The 23,768-nt window shown below is 68.6% G+C and carries 18 protein-coding genes; 4 read left to right on the top strand and 14 right to left on the bottom strand.

The features are described 5' to 3' along the window. Window positions 1-77: 77 nt before the first annotated feature. The 10 genes from ACE3SG_RS21875 to ACE3SG_RS21830 all read right to left on the bottom strand — a co-directional run bounded on the left by ACE3SG_RS21875 (window position 78) and on the right by ACE3SG_RS21830 (window position 13,350). Entirely contained in the window at window positions 78-794 is a 717-nt protein-coding gene (locus ACE3SG_RS21875; protein ID WP_374568340.1) for a TetR/AcrR family transcriptional regulator, read from the bottom strand. Window positions 795-832: 38 nt separating this feature from the next. Next, on the bottom strand, window positions 833-2,107 hold the full coding sequence (locus tag ACE3SG_RS21870; RefSeq protein ID WP_374568339.1) for an aspartate aminotransferase family protein: 1,275 nt from the start codon (window positions 2,105-2,107) through the stop codon (window positions 833-835). A 142-nt stretch (window positions 2,108-2,249) separates the two neighbouring features. Beyond that, window positions 2,250-4,238, bottom strand: coding sequence for a serine hydrolase (locus tag ACE3SG_RS21865; protein WP_374568338.1), 1,989 nt, complete (start codon window positions 4,236-4,238; stop codon window positions 2,250-2,252). A 208-nt stretch (window positions 4,239-4,446) separates the two neighbouring features. Then, on the bottom strand, window positions 4,447-5,988 hold the full coding sequence (locus ACE3SG_RS21860; protein ID WP_374568337.1) for a hypothetical protein: 1,542 nt from the start codon (window positions 5,986-5,988) through the stop codon (window positions 4,447-4,449). Window positions 5,989-6,087: 99 nt separating this feature from the next. Next, window positions 6,088-8,973 (bottom strand): protein kinase, encoded by a 2,886-nt coding sequence (locus ACE3SG_RS21855; RefSeq protein ID WP_374568336.1) that lies wholly within the window; start codon window positions 8,971-8,973, stop codon window positions 6,088-6,090. A 61-nt stretch (window positions 8,974-9,034) separates the two neighbouring features. Next, a complete protein-coding gene (locus tag ACE3SG_RS21850) occupies window positions 9,035-9,565 on the bottom strand; it encodes an ECF-type sigma factor (RefSeq protein ID WP_374568335.1) in 531 nt (176 codons plus the stop codon). A 49-nt stretch (window positions 9,566-9,614) separates the two neighbouring features. Continuing rightward, window positions 9,615-10,751, bottom strand: coding sequence for an ABC transporter permease (locus tag ACE3SG_RS21845; protein ID WP_374568334.1), 1,137 nt, complete (start codon window positions 10,749-10,751; stop codon window positions 9,615-9,617). Between the two features lie 18 nt (window positions 10,752-10,769). Further along, window positions 10,770-11,708: an ABC transporter ATP-binding protein gene (locus ACE3SG_RS21840; RefSeq protein WP_374568333.1), complete on the bottom strand. Its 939-nt coding sequence runs from the start codon at window positions 11,706-11,708 to the stop codon at window positions 10,770-10,772. Continuing rightward, window positions 11,705-12,664 carry an HlyD family secretion protein gene (locus tag ACE3SG_RS21835; protein WP_374568332.1) on the bottom strand — a complete coding sequence of 320 codons (960 nt, stop codon included), beginning with the start codon at window positions 12,662-12,664 and terminating at the stop codon, window positions 11,705-11,707. Before ACE3SG_RS21835 ends, ACE3SG_RS21840 begins: the two co-directional genes overlap by 4 nt. Next, window positions 12,661-13,350: a TetR/AcrR family transcriptional regulator gene (locus ACE3SG_RS21830; RefSeq protein ID WP_374568331.1), complete on the bottom strand. Its 690-nt coding sequence runs from the start codon at window positions 13,348-13,350 to the stop codon at window positions 12,661-12,663. Before ACE3SG_RS21830 ends, ACE3SG_RS21835 begins: the two co-directional genes overlap by 4 nt. A gap of 196 nt (window positions 13,351-13,546) precedes the next feature. Between ACE3SG_RS21830 and ACE3SG_RS21825 the strand changes: the two genes are divergently transcribed. Further along, a complete protein-coding gene (locus ACE3SG_RS21825; protein WP_374568330.1) occupies window positions 13,547-14,704 on the top strand; it encodes an FG-GAP repeat domain-containing protein in 1,158 nt (385 codons plus the stop codon). Window positions 14,705-14,789: 85 nt separating this feature from the next. On the opposite strand, the gene ACE3SG_RS21820 is transcribed toward ACE3SG_RS21825, so the two are convergent. The 3 genes from ACE3SG_RS21820 to ACE3SG_RS21810 all read right to left on the bottom strand — a co-directional run bounded on the left by ACE3SG_RS21820 (window position 14,790) and on the right by ACE3SG_RS21810 (window position 20,056). Further along, on the bottom strand, window positions 14,790-15,725 hold the full coding sequence (locus ACE3SG_RS21820; RefSeq protein WP_374568329.1) for a hypothetical protein: 936 nt from the start codon (window positions 15,723-15,725) through the stop codon (window positions 14,790-14,792). Between the two features lie 31 nt (window positions 15,726-15,756). Next, window positions 15,757-18,591: a di-heme oxidoredictase family protein gene (locus tag ACE3SG_RS21815; RefSeq protein ID WP_374568328.1), complete on the bottom strand. Its 2,835-nt coding sequence runs from the start codon at window positions 18,589-18,591 to the stop codon at window positions 15,757-15,759. A 211-nt stretch (window positions 18,592-18,802) separates the two neighbouring features. Beyond that, the gene (locus tag ACE3SG_RS21810) at window positions 18,803-20,056 is read right to left on the bottom strand and encodes an MFS transporter (protein WP_374568327.1); all 1,254 of its coding nucleotides are present in this window, start codon (window positions 20,054-20,056) and stop codon (window positions 18,803-18,805) included. 197 nt (window positions 20,057-20,253) lie between these two features. Here ACE3SG_RS21810 and ACE3SG_RS21805 point away from each other — a divergent pair, with 197 nt between their 5' ends. Continuing rightward, complete coding sequence (locus ACE3SG_RS21805) at window positions 20,254-20,664, top strand: hypothetical protein (protein ID WP_374568326.1); 411 nt, start codon at window positions 20,254-20,256, stop codon at window positions 20,662-20,664. Between the two features lie 10 nt (window positions 20,665-20,674). Here the strand turns inward: ACE3SG_RS21805 and ACE3SG_RS21800 are convergent, their stop codons facing one another. Next, a complete protein-coding gene (locus ACE3SG_RS21800) occupies window positions 20,675-21,733 on the bottom strand; it encodes an AI-2E family transporter (RefSeq protein WP_374568325.1) in 1,059 nt (352 codons plus the stop codon). 210 nt (window positions 21,734-21,943) lie between these two features. On the opposite strand from ACE3SG_RS21800, the gene ACE3SG_RS21795 reads away from it, so the two are divergent. Next, window positions 21,944-23,065, top strand: a complete 1,122-nt coding sequence (locus ACE3SG_RS21795) for a homoserine O-acetyltransferase (RefSeq protein ID WP_374568324.1) — start codon at window positions 21,944-21,946, stop codon at window positions 23,063-23,065. Between the two features lie 108 nt (window positions 23,066-23,173). After that, window positions 23,174-23,758, top strand: a complete 585-nt coding sequence (metW, locus tag ACE3SG_RS21790) for a methionine biosynthesis protein MetW (RefSeq protein ID WP_374568323.1) — start codon at window positions 23,174-23,176, stop codon at window positions 23,756-23,758. Window positions 23,759-23,768 lie beyond the last annotated feature (10 nt).

The following is a 23,768-nucleotide window of genomic DNA, read 5'->3' as shown; positions in this document are numbered from 1 at the left end:
TCCGGCATCGGGCGGTCTGCCAAACCATCATAGGCCTGCGCCGAGGCCACCACAAGAGATGGCGTCAAGCTCGCTCGTCAGGTGCGGGCCTGGGCGATGCGCGCCGCCAAGCCGGCCACGAAGACCTCGACATAGGCCTCGAAGCCGCTGTCCAGCGGCCGCTGCTGGCCCGGCGTCCAGCGCAGGATGAACGCGTGGTCGGCCATGCGCGGCAGGTGGCGGGCCAGCACCGGGTGCTCGATCGCCGGGATCTGGCGCACACGCCGCTGCAGGTCGGCGGCCCAGCCGTCGGGGTCTTCGGCGGGCAGTGGCGCCAGCTCGAGCGTGGCAAAGCCGCACAGCCCCGCGACCACCGCGTTGTACAGGTCGACGATGTGATCGTCGGGGCAACCGGCCTGCTGCAGCATGTGCAGGATGCTGTCGACCAGCGTCAGGTCGAGGCTGGCGTTGGACAACATCTGCGCGCCCACCAGCTGCGCCAGGTGCGGCTGGTGCAGCATCGCGCGGCGGTAGCGCCGGAACAGCTCGCGCAGCCAGGCCTGCCAGTCGCCTTGGCGCGGCGGCGGCACGATGTCGCGCTGCGCATGGGCACAGACGGCCGCCAGCAGCTCGTTGCGGCTGCGAAAGTACCAGTACACCGCCGTGGGGTAGACGCCGAGCACGCGCGCCACATCGCGCAGGCTGAAGCGCTCGACCCCACGCTCGGTGATCTGCGCCAGCGCCGCCTCGACGATGCGCTCGCCACTCAGCGCCGGCGCGGCCGGCTCCTTCGCGGCGACAACAGGCTTCTTCACCGGCCGTTTGGCCGCCGCGGCGAGACCAGCCATTTCGTTCAGGCGACGACGAAGCGCTCGACCACTTGAACGAAGCGGTCCAGGTCAGCGTCGGTCAACGGCAGCGACAGGCTGATGAAGCCGCGCCGCGCGGTGTAGAAGCCTTGCTCCAGCAGGTGGAAGAAGAAGGCGTCGCGCAGCGGCTGGCCATCGGTCGGCAGGTCTTCGACGTTGCGGATGGGCCGGGCCGTGGCGTGCACGTTCATCAGCGAGCCCAGGCCGGTGAACTGCAGCTCGGCGCCGTGCGCGCGGCACAGCGCGTTCAGGCGCTCGCGCAACGCGTCGCCGCGCTGGTTCAGCGCCACGGCGGCCTCGGGGGTGTAGAGCTGGCTCAGCCCCGCGATGCCGGCCGACATCGACAGCACGTTGTTGTTGAAGGTGCCAGCGTGCGGCAGGTGGCCGGGGCGGCGTGGGTCGAACAGCGCCATCACGTCGGCCCGGCCGCCGAAGGCGCCGAACGACATGCCGCCGCCGATGTACTTGCCCACCGTGGTCAGGTCGGGCGTGATGCCCAACAGCTGTTGCCGCCCGCCCGGCGACAGGCGCGAAGACATCACCTCGTCGAAGATCAGCATCGCACCCACGGTGTGGGCCGCGTCGCGCAGGCCGCGCAGGAAATCGGGCTCGCCGGGAATGCAGCCGCTGGCGCCCTGCATCGGCTCGACCAGGATGGCGGCCAGGTGGGCGGCGTTGTCGTCGATCAGCGCGCGGGCGTGGGCCAGGTCGTTGTAGCGGCTGACGATGAACTCGTGCGGCACGTTGATCGGTGAGCCACCACCGTTGGCAAAGCTGAGTACGCCGCCGTGGTAGCCGCCCTTGAAGACCAGCACCTTGCGCCGGCCGGTGAAGGCGATCGCGGCGGCCAGCGCCATCAGGTTGGCCTCGGTGCCCGAGTTGGTGAAGCGCAGCCGCTGCATCGACGTGATGCGCGCGCTGACCAGCCCGGCAAGCCGGCTCTCGAGCAGGTTGTGGCCCGACAGGTTGATGCCCTGGTCCAGCGCGGCGTCGATGGCGGCGCGGATCACCGGGTTGGAGTGGCCGTAGATGCCGGCGGTGAATTCACCCAGCAGGTCGGTGTATTCGTGGCCGTCGGCGTCCCACAGCCGGGCACCTTGGCCCCTGACGATGGCCAGCGGGAAAGGCTCGTAGTACAGCACCGAGCGGGTGTTGCCGCCGGGCAGGTGGGCGCAGGCGGTTTCGTACTGGGCGGCACTGGCCGGGTGGCGGGCAACGAAGGCGCTGCGCAGCGCGCCCAGGCGGTCGGCAAGGTCCATGGCGCTCTCCCGGATGGCATGGTTGGCCATCGTTCATGAATTCATTGTACGGTGTACAAGCTGGCAGCGCCAAGACGAAAAAAAGCGCCCGGCAGGGCCGGGCGCAATCGGTTGGGAGGAGCGAGAAACTGTCGTTGTCGAATTACCAGGTCTTCAGCGCGTCGCGGATCTCGTCGCGGTACAGCTCGTTGGCGCCGGTGTTGTAGGCGTTGGTGAAGTCCACGTCGGCCTGGCAGTTGGTGCCCGGGGTGTCGTAGTCTTCCCAGCACGGCACCGGGGTGTCCGAGATCAGGCGGCCGAAGACGAAGTCACGGTAGGTGGTGGCACCGGTGCGGCTCTTGACCGGCAGCTCGATGATGCCGGTGCCCGAGCGGATGATCACCTTCTGGCCGCAGGCGCCGTTGGCGTCCGGCAGGCAGGTGCCGTAGCTGCCGCCCTTGCCCCAGGTCTTGATCAGCGAGCCGAACTGCGCGGCGACCGCCGACTTGCCCTGCTTGGCGGCTTCGTCGTTGATGATGGCCTGCAGCGCGGCGCTGGCGCCGGTGCCGGGGTTGGCCGACTCGAGGAACTCGCTGCGCGCCGAGTTCGTGTTGTTCAGCAGCGTCGAGTTCCACACGCCTTCGTAGATGTGGGCCAGGTCGGCGGCGGTGGTGTCGTTGCGGCGGTTCGTCGGGTCGTACTTGCCGGTCGTGAAGTTCCAGTAGGCGCAGCCGATGTTGTGGCGCAGCGTCGTGCCGGTCAGGCCCGAGGCGGTGGCCGTGCTGTTGAACGGCGTGAAGGTGCCGCCGTAGCGCAGCACGGTGCCGCGCGTCGTGCGGTTGTCGGAGATGCGCATCATCTCGTCCAGGCCGGTTTCGAAGTTGTAGTTGGTGCGCTTGTTGGCGGCCGTTTCCTTGGACGGATCCGGGCAGGCGTCCTTGCCGGCGTTCATGTCGTACTCGTAGTACGTGAAGGCCGAGGGCAGCGTGTCCAGGCCCAGCTGGACCTGCTTCATCGAGTGCAGCAGGTGCAGCGACTTCAGCGAGCTGGCGGTTTCGGCGCGGCGGCCACCGTTCAGGTCGACCTTGACCGAGCCGTTGACCTGCTTCAGGTACGACTCGAAGATGCCCTTGGTCGGGTTGCCGCTGCCGTCCAGGAAGGTCTTGCCCAGCAGGTCACGCATGCGGCGGGTCGAGGCGTTGGCGTTGTCGATGAAGACCGCGTCGTAGCGGCGCGCACCGTTGCCGTCGACATAGGTCGTGATGTCGATCGGACGCGAGGCGACTTGCAGGCCGTAGTTGTTCAGGTCGGCCATCGAGCCGAAGCCGTACTGGTACCACCAGGCCGAGGCGTCGCTGCCGGTGTTCTTGACCTGGATGAAGTTGTAGGTGCCGTTCGACTGGCGCTCGAGCTTGACGATGCGGCCCTTGAACGAGGCGACCTTGCTGGCGATCGAGGCCGGGGTCTGGTTGATCCACCATTGCCAGCTCTTCGCATCGGTGCCGGTGTTGGCGACGAAGGCCGCGGTGTACTTCTTGACGCCACCTTCGGTGTAGCTGTCGATGTCGATCATCCGGTGGCCGGAGCTGTTGATGTGGTCGGTGATCTGCGCCGAGCTGACCCCCATCAGGTAGCTCCAGGCGCGCGCCGCACCGGCGGTGTTGGACACCATCACCACGGCGAAACGGATCACGCCGCCGCCGATGTCGTACGGCTCGACCTCGATCAGGCGGCCGTTGTTGGCGTTGACGTAGGACGTGACCTGCGCTGCCGTCAGGCCGTAGTACCACCACCAGCCCGGCACCGCGTAGGCGCCGCTGTTGGCCACCATGCGCACCGAGAAGCGCGGCACGCCGCTGGTGACCGAGTAGACCTCGATGTCCGTCAGGCGGGCATTGTTCTGGTTGATGTAGGTGCCGATCTGGTCGGCGGTGACGCCGGTGTACGTCCACCAGCCGGTCGGGGTGTTGACCGAGTGGTCATCGGTCAGCGCGCTGGTGTCCAGCGATTCGGGTTGCACCATCGACTGGTCGTCGAGGGCCATCTCGTCGGCATCCTGGGCGCGGGCGATGCCTTGTGCCATCAGGCCGGCGGCAGCGGCCAGGGCGGCCAGCAGCAGGGTCGGGCGGGGCTGGTTGAAGCGGGTCTTCATGTGTCTCTCCAGATGTCTTGATTGAACTGCGGGGGTTGAGGGTGGGAGCCGATGCGTTGTTTCGTGCGGCCCTACCTAACAATTCGTGACGCCACGTCGCCACCGGACACGCCGAACCCCCTACGGTTAGGCCCCTCGTTTGGGGGGGGCTGGCCACCCCTCGCCGCCCAGACCCCAGCTCAGCCCCGCCCCCGCAGGCCCCGCCCGCTCAGCGTACGAAGACCGGCACGCGCAGGCGCACCCGCCGCGACAGCCCCACTTCCGCTTCGACCGATTCGACCGTGGCCGCGTCCTGCACCGACACCGGCACCGAGGCTTGCTTCGGGTCGGCCTTCACGCGCTCGGGTGCTGCCGCACCTTGGCGGCGGACGAGGAAGTCGATGTGATCGACCAGCACCGCGTCGACCGGCGGGTGCTCGAGCGACAGCAGCATCTGGCTGCCCTCGGTGCGCGCATGGCCGACGAAGTGCGAGGCATCGACCCGCACGCGCAGCCATGCCGGTTGCGCCGGCAGTGCGACGGTGCGCTTGAGGATGCGCTGGTGGCCGTCGGCAAAGGTCAGCTCGGCTTCGGCGACCAGGGTCGAGAAGGTCGGGCTCGCCGGCGCGTCCACCACGTGGTGCATCGGCGCCAGCGGGTCTTCCGGCGCGGCCCAGTCGCCGCCGTTGACGCGAAAGCGCAGGCCCTTCAGCGCGGCGCCCGCGGGCTTGGGCTGGCCCGCACCGGCCAGCAGGCAGCGCGGCTCGGTGCCGACGATCTGCAGGTCCAGCGATCTCGCCAGGGCCTGGGACGCCAACTCGGTCACCAGCGTGCAACCATCGGCCGCCGCGCCCGGCTCGGCACCCGGCTGCGCCAGCAGGCGCGCTTCGAGCGCCCGGTCCTCTTGCACCAGCGCGGTCAGGTGCGCAGAGTGCCGGCCGCCCGGGTCCATCGGCAGCAGGCGTACGTGGATGTGGTGGTGGTGCGAATGGGCCCAGCCCTCGTAGGGGCTGGAGGCGAACAATCGCTCCATCTCGGCCACGCGCGCCGCGGTCACACCGAAGCGCTTGGCACGCGCCCATTCGTTGGCGCGCGCCAGCACCTTGAGCCGCACCTGGGCGTCGATGCCGATCGCTTCGAGCAACTCACCGTCGAAGCGCTCGCTGTGCCTGCGCACGAGTTCGAGCATGAACAGCGCCTGGCGGTCGGTGTCCAGCCGGTCCGCGGGGCCGTGGCAGATGTCGTCTTCGACCGGCGTGGCGCCCGCTGGCGTGCCGGGGCGGAAGTGGTCGGTGCAGGCGGCAGGGTCGGGCGTCTCGACGCGGCCTTGCTCGCTTGTCAGGTAGTAGCCCAGGTCGAGGTTGTAGCCGCCGTCGTGCGAGCCGCCGGGGTGCCTGCCGCGCGGCCCCTCGGGCCCGAATTCGATCGGCGTGTCGGCGTTCTCGGAGGTCAGGTCGAAGATCGCGAGCGGGTACGGGCTGGTGCCCAGCGCCTCGACCGTGCGGCGCGCGGCCAACCGTGTCAACGCCACGGCGGGGCGAGTGGCCCAGCGAAAACGCGGGTCACCATCGGCGCCGCCGGGCATGTCACTGGCGAGCACGCGAAAGCCGGCCTGGGCCGACACCGGCGCATGCAGGTGCACCAGCTCGGCAGGGACGCCGCTCTCATAGCGGTTGCGGCCATCGTTGGCGTGGCTGGTGGATGGGAGAGCCAGGGTCAGCGCGAGCGCGGCGGATCCGGCGAGCAGGGGATGGAGGGTGGTGTGTCGCATGGGGCCGGCATTCTGTGGGCCCCCGGCGCGGCGGGCAATGCAGGCTTGCAACAGGTGCGGGCGGTGTGTGGCGCCCGCACGCCAGTCGGCACGCCGCCGTCAGAGAACGACGCGCAGCGGCAGCGGGGCGTCGGCGCCGGCGAGCTCTCGGTAGCGGGCACGCGCCTGGCGTTCGAGCGCATCGGCGTCGGCCGGATGCCCCGTGGCGCGCAGCCACTGCGCGCGCGCGAGCGAGGCGAGCTGCTGCTCGGGATGCGGGGCGGTGTGGTGCTCGCGCAGCAGCTTTTCGGCGCTGTCGATCAGCGGCCCCGCCTTGGCCGGCTCGCCCGCCGTCAGCCAGCCCAGTGCGGTGTTCAGCTGCGCGCGCGCCAGGCCCACCTGGCCGGTCGAGCCCAGCGAGGCGCCGGATTCGCGCCAGGCGGTGATCGATTCCTCGCCCGCTGCGGCAGCCTCCTGGCCACGGCCCAGCGCATTCAATGCACCGGCGCGCAGCATCAGCGTGGCCGCGTGGCGGGTGTCCTTCTGGCCGGCGGCGAGCTCCTGCGCCGACAGCTGGTCGAACCAGCGCAGCGCTTCGGCCGGCTTGTTGTTCATGATCAGTGCCGAGCCGTAGCGGCGGATGAAGCCGCGCACTTCGGACGCCGACAGCGACGAGCCTTGGGCCTGCGCCAGTCGAACCGATTCACGCGCCTGCTCCTCGGCGCCTTCGCTGTCGCCGACGCGGTTTGCCGTCATCACGCGGAACGACAGGTTCAGTGCGGTCTCGCTGTCCTCGGGGCCATAGACCTTCTTCGAACGCTCGATGTTGCTGGTGAAGACCTCGTCGGCCCGCAGGTAGTTGCCGCTGTCCATGTAGGCCATGCCGAGGGTGCGGCTGGCCAGGATCGACTGGATGTTGTAGCGGCCAGCCAGGCGGTCGATTTCGGCGACGGCCTTCTCCAGCGACCTGATCGCTTCGGGGAACAGGCGCATCTGCCACTGCGTGAAGCCCACGTCGGCGCGCAGCTCGGCGGCCCCCATGCCCTCGGTCACCCAGTCCTTGTCGAGCAGCGGGGCCATCGCCTGCAATGCCTTGGTGGCTTCGTCCTTGTGGCCGGTGCTGGCCAGCGATGTGGCCAGGCGCACGCGGGTCAGCGCCTCTTCGTAGCTGTCGGGCCCGTGCACCTTGACGACGGTCGGCAGCAGGCTTTGCAGCAGCGCGCGGCCCTGCTCGTGCTGGTTCAGGTCGAGCAGGTTGTCGGCCACGCCCAGGTCCACCTGCAGCACGTCGGCGCTGTCGGCGGGCTCGTGGGCCAGCAGCATCGACCGCGCCTGCTTCAGAAGCGTCATCGACGTTTCTTTGTGGCCCAGCTGCTTGTGCACCTGGCCCAGCGTGACCAGCGCGCGCGCATGCTCGAGGCTGCCCTCGCCGTGGCTGCGCACCATCAGGTCGCGCCGCGCTTCGGCCAGCGGCAGCGCCGGCTTGTTGTCGCCCAGCTTGTCGTAGATGTCGATCAGCACGCCGCTCAGCGCGGCGTTGAGGTCGGGCTCGGCCCCCAGCTTGGCCTGCAGCTCGCGCTCGCCGCGCGCCAGCAGGTCGCGCACCGTGAGCTCGCGGCCCTGGGCGCGGGCCGGGTCGGCCTCGTTGAACAGGCCGACCAGAAAGGCTTGCACGGCCTTCGTGCGCTGGCTTTCACGGCGGGCGATGGCGGCCTGGTCCACCGCCACCGTCAGCCCGGCCAGCATGCCGGCACCGGCGAGCGCGGTGGCCGCCACCGGCAGCTTGTGGCGCTGCACGAACTTGCGCATGCGGTACCACCAGGTGCCCGGGTGGGCGTGGACCGGCTTGTTGCGCAGCCAGCGCTTCAGGTCTTGCTTGAAGGCCTCGGCCGACGGGTAGCGCTCGGCCGGGTTCTTGCGCAGCGCCATCAGCGCGATGTTGTCGAGGTCGCCGCGCAGCTGGCGCCGCAGGCCGGCCGGGTGCAGCGCGCGCTGGGCGGCGGCGGTCTCGGTGGTCGGCATGCGGCTGGGCTTGGTGGGGTCGACGCCGAGGATCGCGTCTTCGAGCGCGCCGCGGGTGTCGCGCGGCAGGCGGTAAGGCCGCTGGCCGGTGACCAGCTCGTAGAACACCACGCCGAGCGAGTAGACATCGGACGCGGTGCCGATCGGCTGGTGCGCGATCTGCTCGGGCGAGGCGTAGTCGGGCGTCATCGGTGCATGCGCCCACTCGGTGGCGGCGTGGGTGCGCGGCGTGTCGCCTTCGTCCAGCAAGGTGGCGATGCCGAAGTCCAGCAGCCTGACCTGCCCATCGTGGGTCACGAAGATGTTCGACGGCTTCAGGTCGCGGTGCACCACCAGCCGCGCGTGGGCGTACTGGATGGCTTCGAGCACCTGCAGGAACAGGTCGACCCGCGCGCGCAGCGGCAGCTGCTTCTCGTCGCAGTAGGTGGTGATCGGCTGGCCTTCGACGTATTCCAGCGCCAGGTAGGGCTGGCCCGACTCGGTGGCGCCGGCGTCGTACAGCCGCGCGATGTGCGGGTGTTCGAGCGCCGCGAGGATGTCGCGCTCGCGCTCGAAGCGGTGGGCCAGGCTGGGTTGCTGCAGCGACGAGGTGTGCGGCAGCTTCAGCGCCACCGCGCGCTGCAGCGCGCCGTCGACCCGCTCGGCCAGCCACACCGTGCCCATGCCGCCGTGGCCCAGCGGGCGCAGCAGGCAATACGGGCCGACCTGGCGCAGGCCGGGGTCGGCCTCGGCCAGGCGCGCCTCGGCGGCCATGCCGGCCAGGCCGGGCATCGCATCGAGCACGCCGAGCAGGCCGATGCCGGCGGCGGCGCCGCCGGTGGTCTCGTCTTCGGCGTCGGCCAGCATCGCCTCCAACTGCGGGCGCAGCGTGGCATCGGCTTCGCCCAGGCCGGCCAGCCAGGCGGCGCGTTCGCCGCGGGGCAGGTCCAGCGCCTGGTCCAGCAGCTGGGACAGGCGGGCGAGTTCGGCGCGGGGCAGGGTCACCGCGAAGCTCCAGAGGTCAAGAAGCTCGATCGGCGCCGGGCAGCGGGTGCCGGCGCGCCCATCACTGCAGCACGGCCTTCAGCAGCAGCCGGGCCTTCTGCCAATCGCGCCGCACGGTGCGGTCGGTGATGCCCAGCGCCTGCGCGATGGCCAGCTCGTCCAGCCCGGCGAAGCAGCGCATCTCGACGATGCGCGCCAGCCGGTCGTCGACCTGGGCCAGCTCTTCGATCGCCTCGTGGATGCGGATCACGTCGTCGTCCTTGATCGAGACCGACTCGGCGACCTCGGTGTTCAGCGTCACGTGCAGCTGGTCGCCACCGCGGCGCTCGGCGTGGCGCTGGCGCACGAAATCGATCACCACGAAGCGCATCACGCGGGCCGCATAGGCCAGGAACTGGCCCTGCGACATGCCGCCCAGATCGCTCTGGTGCTGAAAGCGCAGGTAAGACTCGTGCACCAGCGCGGTGGTGTCGAGCATCGTGATGTTCTCGCTGCGGCGCAGGCGAGAACTGGCCAGGCGGCGCAGGTCCTGGTACATCATCCGGAACAACTCGTCAGCGGTGTCCGGCGCCGGGGCATTGGGGTCCAACATCTCGCGGGCAGTATGCCAGCGCGGTGTGACGAAATGCGTCGGAATCGACTCAGTCGAGGGTTTGCCGGTACCGTTTCAAGGCGACAGCCCCGGCCACGGCCAGAAAGGCCAGCATCGGCCACAGCTCGGGCAGCAGCTCGACCGCGCCGTTGCCCTTGAGCAGGATGCCGCGCACGATGCGCAGGAAGTGCGTCAGCGGCAGCGTCTCGCCGATCGCCTGGGCCCAGCCCGGCATGCCGCGAAACGGGAACATGAAGCCCGACAGCAGGATCGACGGCAGGAAGAAGAAGAACGTCATCTGCAGCGCCTGCAGCTGGTTCTTGGCCAGGGTCGAGAAGGTGAAGCCCACGCCCAGGTTGGCCAGCATGAACACGCCGATCATCGCCATCAGCAGCGTCAGGCTGCCGACCATCGGCACCTCGAACAGCAGCGCCGAGGCGCCCAGGATCACGCCGAGCTGGATGTAGCCGATCACGATGTACGGCAGGATCTTGCCCAGCATCACCTCGATCGGCCGCACCGGCGTGGCGAGCAGGTTCTCCATCGTGCCGCGCTCGCGCTCGCGCGTCATCGCCAGGCCCGTCAGCATCACCATCGTCATCGTCAGGATGGTGCCGATCAAGCCCGGCACGATGTTGTAGCGCGCCAGCCCTTCGGGGTTGTAGCGGCGGTGCACGCGCAGGTCGAACGGCGGCTCTTTCGGTGCCAGGGCGGCCGGCGGGCCGGCCAGCGACGTGGGCAGCGCGCGCGGCGCCAGGGCCGCCAACGCCGCCAGCGCGTTGCCCGAGGCCGAGGGGTCGGTGGCATCCACGCTGACCAGTAGCGCCGGCCGTTCGCCGCGGATCAGCCGGCGAGAAAAGTCGGGCGGTATCACGACCAGGAATTGCACGTCGCCGCGCGCCAGCAGCTCTTCACCCTCGGCTTCGTTCGCGGGCTGGGCGCTGATGCGGAAGTAGCCGGTGTTCTGCAAGGTGGCCACCAGCTCGCGCGCCTGCGGGCCGCTGTCGACACTGACCAGCGCGGTCGGCAGGCCCCGCGGGTCGGTGTTTATCGCGTAGCCGAACAGCACCAGCTGGATGATCGGCACGCCCACCGCCATGCCGAAGGTCGGCCGGTCGCGCAGCATCTGCTGGAACTCTTTCAAGAAGATCGCCAGCATCCGGGCCCAGGAGAAGCGCGCGCTCATGTCACCGGTCTCCTGGCTTCATGCCTTGAAGTTGTCGGGCGCCTGGCCGATCAGGCTGATGAACACGTCTTCGAGGTTCGCGTCGGTGCGTGTCCAGCGCAGGCCGGCACGGTCGCGGAACGGCGCGATCGCGGCCTCGACCAAGGCCGCGTCCTGCCCCGCCACATGCACCGCGCTGCCGAAGGCGGCCACGCTCAACACGCCGGGCGCGGCCTTCATCGGCTCGAGCAGCGCGGTCAAGGCGGCCGGGTCGTTCTCGGCCTGCACGGCCCACACCGTCAGCCTGGCCTGCTCGATGATCTGGCTCTCGGTGCCTCGCGCCAGCAGCTTGCCGTAGGCGATGTAGGCGAGCTCGTGGCAGCGCTCGGCCTCGTCCATGTAGTGCGTCGAGACCAGCACGGTGATGCCCTCGGCGGCCAGGCGGTGGATCTCGTCCCAGAACTCGCGCCGCGCCTTGGGGTCGACACCGGCGGTGGGCTCGTCCAGCAACAGCAGGCGGGGCTCGTGCAGCAGGCAGGCGGCCAGCGCGAGCCGCTGCTTCCAGCCGCCCGAGAGCGAGCCGGCCAGCTGCTGCGCCCGCGTGGCCAGGCCCAGCCGTTCCAGCGCAGCGTCGACGCGCTTGGGCCGCTGGTCCAGCTCGAACAGGCGCGCGACGAAGTCCAGGTTCTGGCGGATCGACAGGTCTTCGTACAGGCCGAACTTCTGCGTCATGTAGCCGACCTGGCGCTTGATCTGCAAGGCGCCACGCTTCAGGTCCAGCCCGAGGCAGGTGCCTTCTCCGGCGTCGGGCGTCAGCAGCCCGCACAGCATGCGGATGGTGGTCGTCTTGCCGCTGCCGTTGGGGCCGAGAAAGCCGCAGATGCGGCCGGTGCCCAACTGCAGCGCCACGTTGTCGACGACCGCGCGGCCGTCGTAGCGCTTGGTCAGGCCCTTGACGTCGATCGCCAGATCACTCATTTGACGGGCTTCACGTCCAGCGGTTGCCCGGGGTGCAGCCGTGTCGCGTCGGCCGGTGCCGGCCGCGCCTCGACCATGAACACCAGCTTCGTGCGCTGCGTGTTCGAGTAGATGACCGGCGGCGTGTATTCGGGCTGCGTGGCGATGCGGCTGATCTGCGCCGCGATTGGGGCGCCGCAGCCGTCGCAATGCAGGCTCACCGCCTGGCCGATCTTCAGCCCGCCCAGCGCGGCCTCGGGCACGTAGAAACGGGCCTTGCGCGCCTCGGGCGGCAGCAGCGAGACCACCGGCTGGCCCGCCGGCACGTATTCGCCAACGCGCCAGTAGGTGTCGGCCACCAGGCCGGCGGTGGGGGCGGCCTGCACCGTTTGCTGCTCGCGCCAGGCCAGTTGCTGACGCGACTGCTTGGCGGCCTCGACCTGCGCCGCGGCGCTGTCGCGCTCGTCTGCACGGGCGGGCAGGGTGGCCACGCGCAGGCTGGCTTCGAGCTCGGCGACGCGGTCGCGCGCCTGCGTGCGGGCCGTGGTGGCGTCGTCCAGCCGCGACTGGCTGACGAAGCTCTGGTCGACCAGGGCCTTCTGGCGCTGCCATTCGGTCTCGGCCCGCGCGGCCAGGGCCCGCGCCTGCGCGAGCTGCGCGCGCACCACCGCCACCTCGTCGGCGCGGCGGCCCTTGGTGGTGTTGGCGGCTTGCGCCTGCGCGGCCAGCACACGCGCGTCGGCCTCGGCACGCGCGGCCTGCTCGGGCGCCGCGTCCAGCGCAAACAGCGGCGCGCCGACGGCCACCTGTTGCCCGGCCTGAACCGACAAGGTCTTCAAGGTGCCCGCTACCGGCGCCGCGAGGTAGACGTAGTCGCCCTCCGCATAGCCCGACCAGCCCGATTCGGCGGGTGCCTTGCAGGCGCCCAGCAGCGCCAGGGCGCCGAGCACGGCCACGCGGGTGGGCAATCGATTCATGTCTTCTTCCTCGGCCGTGCGGCGCGTGCAGTGGATGCGATGGGTGCGGTGGATGCGGTGGGGGTGACGCGCCATGCCCCCAAGGCGAGCCGAACCCGTTGCTCGATCGCTTCGTCGCTCAACACCTGGGCCTGCACCGCCGTGCCGACGAGGGCCGGCGCCACGCCCAGCGCCGCCACCGCGGGCGCGACCAGCATCGGCGCCAGCACCGCCCCCATCAAGAACACGAAGCGCTGCAGTGGAGGCGCCGGCAGCAGCACACCGGCAGCCTCGGCCTCGGCCATCAGCTGCATCAGCAAGCCCAGGTGGCGCGGCGCGTTGGCGCGCACGAAGTCGTGCACCACCGCCTCGCCATTGGCCGCATCGATGGCCAGCCGGCCGACCAGCACATGGTGCTTGCGCACGAAGCCGGCCAGCGTGACGAGCGTGGCATGCAACCTGTCCAGCACCGGCCCATCGCGGCTGGCACCGGCCGACAACTGGGCAAACATCTGCTCGTACAGCTGCTGCAGCACCGCCTGCAAGAACGCGGCCTTGTTGCCGAAGTGGTAGTGAAACATCGCGGGGTTCACCCCCGCGTGCTCAGCCACCCGCCGCACCGACAGGCCGGCGCAGCCGAGCTGGGGCAGCAGGGCGAGGCCACTGCGCAGCAGGGCCTGGTCGATGCCTTGGGAAGGGCGGGGCATGGGGCATTATTGGTCGAGTGACCAGTAAATGACAAGACCCTGCCCGCGGCGCGGTGCTTGGCCTGACGGCGCCGCGCCGCGTCTCGGCGCCGGAAAGGCTTCGTCACAAAGCCGCCGCGGTCGCTTGCCGACGCCCATCAATGCGGTGGCATGCTGCCGCTCAAGCAAAAGGCTTGGGATTTCAACGGAGGCAAGCATGAAGCACAGAATCACGCGCTTGGCGTTGGGCATCGTTTCGCTGGCATTGGTCGCCGGCTTCGCGCCCGCGCCCTACCAAGCCCAGTACATCGAAACCTCCAAAGGCTGGGGGACGGCGGTGGCCGACTACAACGGCGACGGCCACGACGATGTATTCATCACCGGCCACGACGAGCACGACCGCATCTGGAACTGGACGCCCAGCGGCTACGTGGCCTCACCGCAAGTCCTACCGCATGTGGATCGGCACGACTGCGACGCGGGCGATGTCAATCGCGACGGGCGGATGGACTTCTACTGCGCGGTCGGCGCCGACAAAGGCACGGGCTCGGGCCCCAATGAGCTGTGGATGCAGCAGGTCGACGGCACCTTCGCGAAGATGGCCCACAACGGCGCGGAGGACCGCTACGGCAGCGGCCGCCGCCCGATCTTCTTCGACTTCAACCACGACGGCTGGCCCGACATCTACCTGACCAACGAACAGCACGCGGGCGGCAACGAAAGCATCAACCGCGTGTTCGTCAGCCGGAAAGGTCAGCACTTCGATGAGGTGCAGACCATTGCCACCGGCTCTCTCGGCTGGGGTTGCGTCGCCAAGGGCGACATCAACGGCGATGGCTGGGATGACCTGCTGGTCTGCAATGACGACGGCCCGTCCCGACTCTTTCTCAACAACCAAACCGGCGACTTCAAGGCGCTCATGTCACCGGCGCTGGTGGGCAAGCATTGGATCTGGGCCCAGCTGAAAGATTTGAACCAGGACGGCAAGTTGGACCTGATCTCGCTGGTCGATGGCAGCACGGTGGAAGTCTGGTTGAACAGCGGCGACGGCCTGTTCTTCGAGAGTCGACTCTTCGAAGGCAAGCTGCCGAAGCCCGGCAAATCGCTGACGGTGGGCGACTTCAACCACGATGGTCGACCTGACATCTATGTCGCGCTGGCCGACAAGAGCTGCAAGAGCACGCAGCACGACCTGGCCGCCGACGTTGTGTTCTGGGGCAACCAGAACGGCCTGTGGGACAAGGGTCAGCTGACGCAGGACTACGACGGCTGCGGCCACGAGGTGCAGACGCTGGACGGCGACAAGGTCCTGCTGGTGAACGGCGGCAGCAAGAAGCCCGGGCCGAACTACGTGCTCACCTGGTCACCGGACTGACGCTTCTAGTGTCCTGTCCCGCAAATAACTGTCATTGCGACGGGCCGCAATGGACCCGACACGGGGTGAACGCGCGTTGATGCCCCTATTTGACGCCGCGGTTCACGGCCTTGGCGTACTGCGCGGCTTCGCCGGTGCCGACGAAGTCGTCGTACAGCCAAAGGCCGCCGCCAACGATGCCGCATTCGGTATGCCAGGCATCCATCTGCTGATACGTCTGCTTGGGCGTCTTGTCGCGGTCCCACACGTACGGGAAGACCGGCACGCTGCCGAAGTCCCAGCCATGGCACGGGCTGTTGCCGGAGCCCCCAGCGTAAGTCTGCAGGTGCACACCATCCACGGTGCCGGGCCGCTTCGCGTTGATCTGCGAGACGACCTGCGTCCAGTAGGCGGCGTTGAAGTACGGGTCGGGCATCACGTGGTAGCCCAGCTTCCCCAACATGACGCCGAATTTCACCGTGGTGGGGAGATCGAAGCTGTTCTCGTCGTCGAAGTCGATGGCGTCGATGGCCGGGATCGCGGCCTTGAGCGCGGCAAAGGTCTTGTAGAGGATGCTGTCGGGCCCGGTGCCCTGGCTGCGCACGAGCGCGGCGACGTTTTGCCAGTCTCCAAAATTGGACGAGCCGATGCTGAACGTCACGCGCCGGACTTTGCCTTGCTTGAGGCGCGCCATGTCCGACGCGAAGTCGGGGTAGGTCTGGCCGCCCACGTAGGCGCCGTTGGAGGTCAGCGGAAACTCGCCGTTCAGGTTGAGATCACCGTTGGTCTTGACTTCGACGCTCCAGACGATGACTTCAGTGAAGCCGGAGTTCTGCAACTCGGTGATGTTGGCCGGAGCGCCCTTCGAGACGATGTACAGCGGGCCGCCGCCGAAGACGCCGGTGAAGCCCTCTGGGTTGGCGGCCGCCGAGGCTGCGCCCGGAGCCGAGGCAGAAAGAAAAGCCGACGCCAGGAGCGGGAGCATCACAACCAATGACTTCATCGCATTCTCCAGATTGGATGGGGGACGATGCGCAAGCACTCATCTGCGCTGCATGACTTTGGCGCGCCGTTCAAAGCGAACGCAGGAAGGCCATCAGCGCTGCGCGATCCGCGGCGGACAAGGCGGCGAAGCGCTGGCGTGAAGCGGTGGCTTCACCGCCGTGCCACATCACGGCCTCGGTGAGGTTGCGTGCGCGGCCGTCGTGCAGGTAGCCCACCGTGCCTTGGCCTTCCATCGCGCGGTCGGTGTAGCCGATGCCCCACAACGGCGGCGTGCGCCACATGTTTCCCTTGGCCCGGCCTTCGGTGTAGTTGTCGGCCAGGTCCGAGCCCATGTCATGCAGCAACAAGTCCGAATACGGCTTGATGGTCTGGCTGCGAAGCTCTTCCATCAGGTGGCCCTTGCCAGTCTTCATTTCGGCGACGTGGCAGGAGGTGCAGCGCAAGGTGTTGCTGAACAGCTTGGCTCCGGCGGCCACCTGCTTGGGGTTGACATCCAGGTCCTTGAGCGGCGAGACGCCCTTCGGGAATCCGCTGACCAGGCTGCGCTGGGCCGGCACGGCCAGCAATTGCAGGTACTGCTCGATCTTCTGCAGCTCTTCGGCGGAGACACCGTGATCGGGCTTTCCTGTCTTGCAGGTGTCGGGGCCGGCCAGGCAGTCGCGGCTGGGGTAGAGCGGCGAAGTGACCGACATGTCGTCCAGCAGTGCGCTGGCGGCCTGGTGGCGCAGGCTCACCTTCGAGGCCTTCCAGCCGAAGCGGCCGAGCCGCACGTCGCCCGTCTCGGGGTCGTAGACGAAGTTGGCCTGGCCCTTCACGCCATCGGCGTCGGGCGTCTGGCGCACGCGAGACAGGATGTCGGACTCGAGCACCGATTCGAGCAAGCCGCCGCCGATCAGCGGCATGGCCGCCCGCAGCGAGAAGATGGCCGGCTTGTCGCCATCGAACTCGATCAACGGCTGGCGCAACACCACCTTCGTGCCGTCTGCCAGCAAGACCTCCTTGTTGGTGAAGCTCTTCACCCGCACACCCGTGCCCCAATCTTGCGGCTTGCCGTCGCTAGAGGCCGCGTTCATCTGCACGGCCGCGCCGTAACGGTCGTGGGGCACTTGCTTGCCTTCGGCATTGAGCATGGCCGCACGCAGGGCCATGTGGTCGAGCTTCTGGCCGATTTCAGACGGCGCAGGGCTGCGGCCGTTGTTGACGTGGCAACCAAAGCACGAGCTTTGGTTGAAGCGCGGCCCCAGCAGGCCGATGGCGGGGTCGTAGCGGTCGTTGCCCGGCTCGTTGTGCTCGCCGGTGCGCATGTTCGTGTGCAGCAGTCGCCGGCCGTCCACGAAGCGCTGCATGTTCTGCATGCCGATGTTGTTCTGCTGCTGCTGGAACATGTAGGCGCCGTTGTCGGCGTAGTCGTACGAGACCGAGCCGATCCCGCCTTGCAGCGTTTCGCTGGGCAGCGGCGCGTTCATCAAGCGCGGCTGCACCCCATACCAGGGACGCAGGCCCGTGCCCATCACGTAGGTCAGCTCCGTGGTGTAGTAGCGCAGGCCGCCCAGGTCCGAGCCCATGGCTTCACGCGTGGAGAAGAACGACGGGGTGAACTCGATCACGTCCCCGGCCACCAGGGCTCGCGCAGGGATGGTCTGCCCATTCGGAACGAGCACACCGTTGGCGTCGGGGCTGAGGTCGGCGTGGCCGGGGTAGTTGTCCAACGTCACGCTGCAGCCGTCGTTCAGGCCACTGTCATTGAGCAGCTTGCCATTGGGCGGCTTGGCCACGACGGGGCAATCGGCCCGGCCGGTGCCGTAGAGGTCGGGGTCGACCAACTGGCCCGACGCCATCCAGCCATAGCCGGTGACACCCGGGCGGTCGAAGCCGCGGAAGAACGAGTGGCCGCCGGCCAGCTGGGCCTGCTGGTAGTACTGGTTCACGCGCAAGGTCGGTTTCGTGACGCCCGCGACGCGGCTGTTGTCGATGATCTCGACGCCCCAGCTGCGGTTCTTGAAGTAGTTGGGGACGAAGTTCAGGTAGGCGCCCGGCCCTTTGTCCACGGGGTTGCCCGCGCCGTCGACGGTCTCGTTGGGCCCGTAGCCGATCTCGTTCCAGTCTTCGCCGCGCTCGCGGGCGTGGCGGCTGCGGCCCACGACGCCGAAGCGGGTGACGAGCGTGCCGTCTGCCAGCGTGAACTGGGTTGACTCCTGCGGCGGCTGCTTCAGCGGCAGCATCGGCACGTAGGCGTCCGTCTTGGGCACGTCCGTGGCCGAGGTGGCCAGCTTCGGCAGCGTGTTGTCGCTGCCCGGCGTCTTGAACTCCACCTCGTAGAGCGAGTACGGGTACTGCGTGCCGCGGGTCACGCCTTGCAGGCGCAGATAGCGGTTCGTCACGCCGAGGTTGAAGTACTCCTCGATGCCGCCGGTGCCGGCCGTCTGCTTGCGCAGGTCTTTCCATTTCACGCCGTCGTCGGACACCTGCAGCGTGTAGGCCTTGCCGTAGGCGTTCTCCCAGGTCAGCTTCAAGTAGCCCAGCTCGACCTTCTTGCCGAAGTCGAACTGGATCCACGCTTTGTCGGCGTTGTTGCCGGCCCAACGCGTGCTCAGGTTGCCATCGATGGCGTTGCCCGGCACCATGTTCCCGTCGTGCCCCGACGCGGTGGCTTTCACCGGCTTGATGGGCACGCCAGGGCCCTTGGCTTCGACCTGCTCGCTCGCTTGATCGGCATCGCCGGCCTGGGCCGAGTCGCCGACCGCGAGAGCCGTGGCACGACCCGCGTCGGCCTCGCTCTGGTCCGTGGCGCTTTGGTCTTCGCCACCGCCGCCGCATGCAACGAGCGACGCTGCAAGAACGATGGCCGCCGTATGGGCGGCTGCCGTGCGTCGAGCGGCACCTGGGCCGCGTTCAGTCGACATGCTGGACTCCTCATTTTGGAAACGGTTCTAATTCGCCGCCGATGGTGAAGGCTCTGACGCCTCTGCCGGGCGCTGAGGTGTAAAGCAATGTTTCCGAAGGTGCGGTGCGGCGAACCGGTGGCTCCGCGTGAAGCGCAGGTCGCAAGGCGCTTACGATTTCTCGCAAAGGCCACGACCAGGTCGAGGACGCCTGAGCCCCTGCCACGGACTTCTAAGCGGCCACGGTGTCCGCCGCCGTGGCCTGCGCCGTGCTGCTGCGATAAGCCCAGAACCGCGGCAGCGCGAAGCCCGTTGCGATGACGCCGACGAGGCAGATGACCCCGCCGATCCAGATGGCGGGCGACACGCCCCAGGCGTCGGCCATGAAGCCGGCGCGTGTGTTGCCGATCAGCGGGCCGGTCAGGTAGCTGATCATCTCGATGCCGGCCAGCCGGCCGCGCAGGGTGTTGGGGATGGTCTGGTTCCAGATCGTGCCGCGGAACACGCCGCTGACCATGTCGGCCGCGCCGGCCGCGGCCAGGCATGCCAGGCCCCACATCAGGCTGGGTGCGAAGCCCAGGGCCACGATGCCCAGCGCCCACACCGCCGCCGCGATGACGGCCGCGCGGCCGTGGCGCGTGACCTTGCCGGTCCAGCCGCTGAACAGGCCGATGGCCAGTGCGCCGACCGACATCGCCGACAGCAGCCAGCCGACCGACTCGGTGCGCCCATCGGCCGCGGCCATGGCCGGGAACAGCGCCACCGGGAAGGCGAAGGCCATCGCCACGATGTCGACGATGTAGGTGCCCATCAGCTCGGGGCGCGCCCATGCGAAGCGCAGGCCTTCGGCCAGGTCGGCCAGCAGGTGAGGGCGCTCGCCGGGCTCGCCCACCGTGCCGATGGCGGCGCGTGGGATGCGAGCGAGAAAGAACAGCGCCGCGAGGAAGGTCACGAAGTCGAACAGGTACGCGCCCACCGCGCCCCAGCGCGCCAGCAACAGCCCCGCCAGCGCCGGCCCGGCCACCATGCCCACCGTGCCGCGCACCGACGACAGCGCCGCCACGGCGGCGAATTCTTCGGGCCGCGCGAGCTTTTGCGTCAGTGCCTCGAGCGCCGGGCGGTGAAAGCCGCTGGCGCCCTGCAGCACGGCCACCAGCGCGTAGATCGCCAGCACGCTGGGCGCAGCGGCCAGCGCGTTGGCCAGCAGGCCCGCCAGGCACAGCGCCATCAGCGCCTCTGAGGCGATCAACAGCCGCTTGCGGTCCACCCGATCTGCCACGGCGCCGCCCAGCAGCCCGCACAGGACCACCGGCACCAGCTGCACCAAGCCCAGCAGGCCCACCTGGGCGTTGGAGTGCGTCAGCTCGTAGAGCTGCCAGGGCACGGCCACGTAGCTGACCATCGTGCCCAGCCCCGAGATGAACTGGCTGGCGAACAGGCGGCGAAAGGCGGTGTTGTGGCGCAGGGGGCCGATGTCAAGAAGCATTCAGGGCGCGTCGAAGCAGGCTGGGTTGCGGCGCGACGGTAACTCAATGCGGCGCCGCCTGTAAGTTCGTGCGAAGTGGTGCGACTACGTCTCAGCGGCCGGCTTGAGGCAGGCGAAAAGCCACCACGACATCAGAGCAGTGCGTCGCAGTCATCGTTTCACCATGTCCTTCACCTTTCCTTTTGGAGACCTTTCCCATGAAGACCAAGTTTGGTATCACCCTTTTGCTCGTTAGCACGCTGGCCACCTTCGCCGGCCTCGCGCATGCAGACGGCCCGCTCACCCGCGAGCAGGTCAAGATGGACCGCGACACCTTCCTGGCCACGATGAACTGGGACGAGCTCACCGGCCAGTGGGTGTTGAAGTCGAACATGGAGCCGCCCAAGGGCGTGAAGTCGCGCTCTGAAGTGCTGGCCATGCGCGACGAGTGGTTGCGCATGCACACCTTCGACGATCTGACGGGCAGCTGGGTGCCCATGGGCGCCGCGCGCGACATGAGCAAGCTGACCCGCGAGCAGGTCAACATGGAGACCGCGCGTTTCCTGATGATGTACCGCTTCGACGAGGCGCGCAGCGAGTGGGTCAGCAAGCTGATGCCCACGCACTGAGCACCCCCTGTCAGGTGCCGGCGGCCGGCGGGCGCGGTTCGGTGGTCGACCACAGCTGCACCAGCGTCAGCCCGATCGCCAGCATCGGTGGGCCGATGAAGATGCCGATGAAGCCGTAGGCGACGATGCCGCCGAACACGCCCAGCAGGATCAGCAACAGCGGCAGGCTGCTGGCGCGGCTGATGAGGTAGGGCTTCACGACGTTGTCGATCGAGCTGACGGCCAGCAGGCCCCAGGCCAGCATGAAGATGCCCCAGCCGACCGAGCCCTGCACGAACAGCCAGATCGCCGCGCCGCCCCAGATCAGCGGCGGGCCGATCGGCACCATCGACAGCAAGAAAGTGCCCGCGGCCAGCGCCAGCGCGCCCGGCACGCCGGCGATCAAGAAGCCGATCAACGCGACCAGGGCCTGCGCCAGCGCGGTGCCGAAGATGCCGTGCACGATGCCGATCACCGTGCCGTTGATCGTCGACAGCAGCGAGTCGCCGAGCTCACCCGCCAGCCGGGTGAGGATGGCGCGCGCGGCGCTGACCAGTTGCTCACCGTCGCGGTAGAAGAAGAAGGCGATGAAGGCCGCGAAGCTCAGCTGCACCAGGCTGCTGCCGATCGCCTTGCCGGCGCCGAGCAGCACGATGCGCGCCGGCTCGAACAGGCTCTTGAGCAGGGCGTTCAGCTCTTCGCGGCTGGCGGCGATGCGCTGCCAGTAGTCGGACAGCGCGGAGCCGACCAGCGGCACGTCGCGCAACCAGTCGGGCGGCATCACCGGGCCGTGGTCGAGCAGGCCACGTGCGCCGTCGAACAGCGAGGCCACGTCGTCGGCCAGGCTCAGCGCCAGCAGCGTCGATGGGCCGATCACCAGCACCACCAGCAGCAGCGTCATCAACAGCGCAGCCCAGGTGATTCGGCCGCCGACCGCGTCGCGCAGGCGGCGGTAGACCGGCCAGGTGGCGGTGCAGACGACGGCCGCGAACAGCAGCGCCGGGATGAACGGGTGCAGCACCTGGTAGCAGCCGAAGACGACGACGACGATCGCCGCCAGCCGGGCGTAGTGCTGAAGACTGTGGTTCACGTAGCGGCCTGCCCTTCCCATGCTGTTCCCGCCGGCGACTATGCCACCCCGGCCGCCGCCGGGCGAGGGCTGGTAGACTTCTTCCCCACAGCGCCGATTTGGTCCGGATTGCGGGCGCTTAATCAAATGCAGCTAAAGAGGGCTCCGAGTTGAACCCGGTGTCCGCGTCTCGCTGCGGTACCGGGTTTTTCTTTTGGAAGGTCAGGCTTCATGAGGTCGGTCGGCTTCGTTGCCCCGCAGAGCATGCATTTCGCCGAGCCGCTGCCGCTGAGAAGCGGCGCGAGCTTGTCCGACTACACCCTGGTCTACGAGACCTACGGCACGCTGAATGCCGATGCCAGCAACGCGGTGCTGGTATGCCACGCGCTGAACGCGTCGCACCACGTGGCCGGCGACTACGCCGACCAACCCCACAGCACCGGCTGGTGGGACAACCTGGTCGGCCCCGGCAAGCCGCTGGACACCGATCGCTTCTTCGTCATCGGCATCAACAACCCGGGCTCGTGCTTCGGCTCGACCGGGCCGATGCACCTGAACCCGGCGACCGGCCGGCCCTACGGCGCCGACTTTCCGGTCGTCACGGTCGAAGACTGGGTCGACGCGCAGGCGCGGCTGGTCTCGCGGCTGGGCATCCAGCAGCTGGCGGCGGTGGTCGGTGGCAGCCTGGGCGGCATGCAGGCGCTGGCCTGGACGCTGCGCCACACCGACCGTGTGCGCCACTGCGTGGCGGTGGCCACCGCGCCCAACCTGTCGGCGCAGAACATCGCCTTCAACGAGGTCGCGCGGCGCGCGATCGTGACCGACCCCGACTTTCACGGCGGCCACTTCTACGCCCACGGCGTGGTGCCCAAGCGTGGCCTGCGCGTGGCCCGCATGATCGGCCACATCACCTACCTCAGCGACGACTCGATGGAGGCCAAGTTCGGCCGCGAGCTGCGCGAGGCCGAGCTGGGCTACAGCACGCAGGACATCGAGTTCCAGATCGAGAGCTACCTGCGCTACCAGGGCGACAAGTTCAGCGAGTATTTCGACGCCAACACCTACCTGCTGATCACCCGGGCGCTCGACTATTTCGACCCCGCGCGCGAGCACGGCAATGACCTGGCGGCGGCCTTCAAGGTGGCGCGCGACAAGAAGTTTCTTGTCGTCAGTTTCACCACCGACTGGCGCTTCTCGCCGGCGCGCTCGCGCGAGATCGTCAAGGCGCTGGTCGACAACCGGGTCGAGGTCAGCTACGCCGAGATCGACGCGCCGCACGGCCACGACGCCTTCTTGCTCGAAGACCCGCGCTACCACGGCGTGATGCGGGCCTACTTCGACCGGATCCTGTGACCCCCACGCTCGCTGCCGCTTCGCTGCCCCCCGAGGGGGCCCTTGCAGCGGCCAGGCAAAGCCGGATCCGCGCAAGAACCTTGATCAAATTCGACCCCATCGATACGTATGAGTGAACGCAAGGACCTCGAAGTCATCGCCCGGCTGGTACCGCAAGGCGCCCGGGTGCTCGACCTGGGTTGCGGCACCGGCGAGCTGCTGGCCTACCTGCGCGAAACGCGCGGCTGCACGGGCTATGGCGTGGAGCTGGACGATGCCAATGTGCTGGCCTGTGCGCAGCGCGGCGTCAACGTGATCCAGCTGAACCTCGAAGAGGGGTTGAAGCTGTTCGAAGACCGCAGCTTCGACGTGGTGCTGCAGCTCGAAACCCTGCAGCACCTGCGCAATGCCGAGAACATGCTGCGCGAGACGGCGCGTGTCGGGCGCATCGGCATCGTCAGCTTTCCGAACTTCGCGCACTGGGTCAACCGCGTGTCGATCCTGCGCGGGCGCATGCCGGTGACGCGCGCGCTGCCCTACGAGTGGTACGACACGCCGAACATCCGCGTGGGCACCTACAAGGACTTCGAGGTGCTGGCGCGCAAGAACGGGCTCGAGGTGATCGACAGCTTCGGCCTGCAAAGCGGCGAGGTGATCCGTCGCTGGCCGAACCTGCGCGCCAGCGTGGCAGTGTTCAAGTTCGAGCGCAGCTGATCGGCTGCGG

The organism is Ideonella sp. (assembly GCF_041914305.1).
Taxonomy (GTDB): domain Bacteria; phylum Pseudomonadota; class Gammaproteobacteria; order Burkholderiales; family Burkholderiaceae_C; genus Ideonella.
The sequence above is the reverse complement of the archived record's forward strand: the minus strand, read 5'-3'. Positions and strand labels throughout refer to the sequence as shown.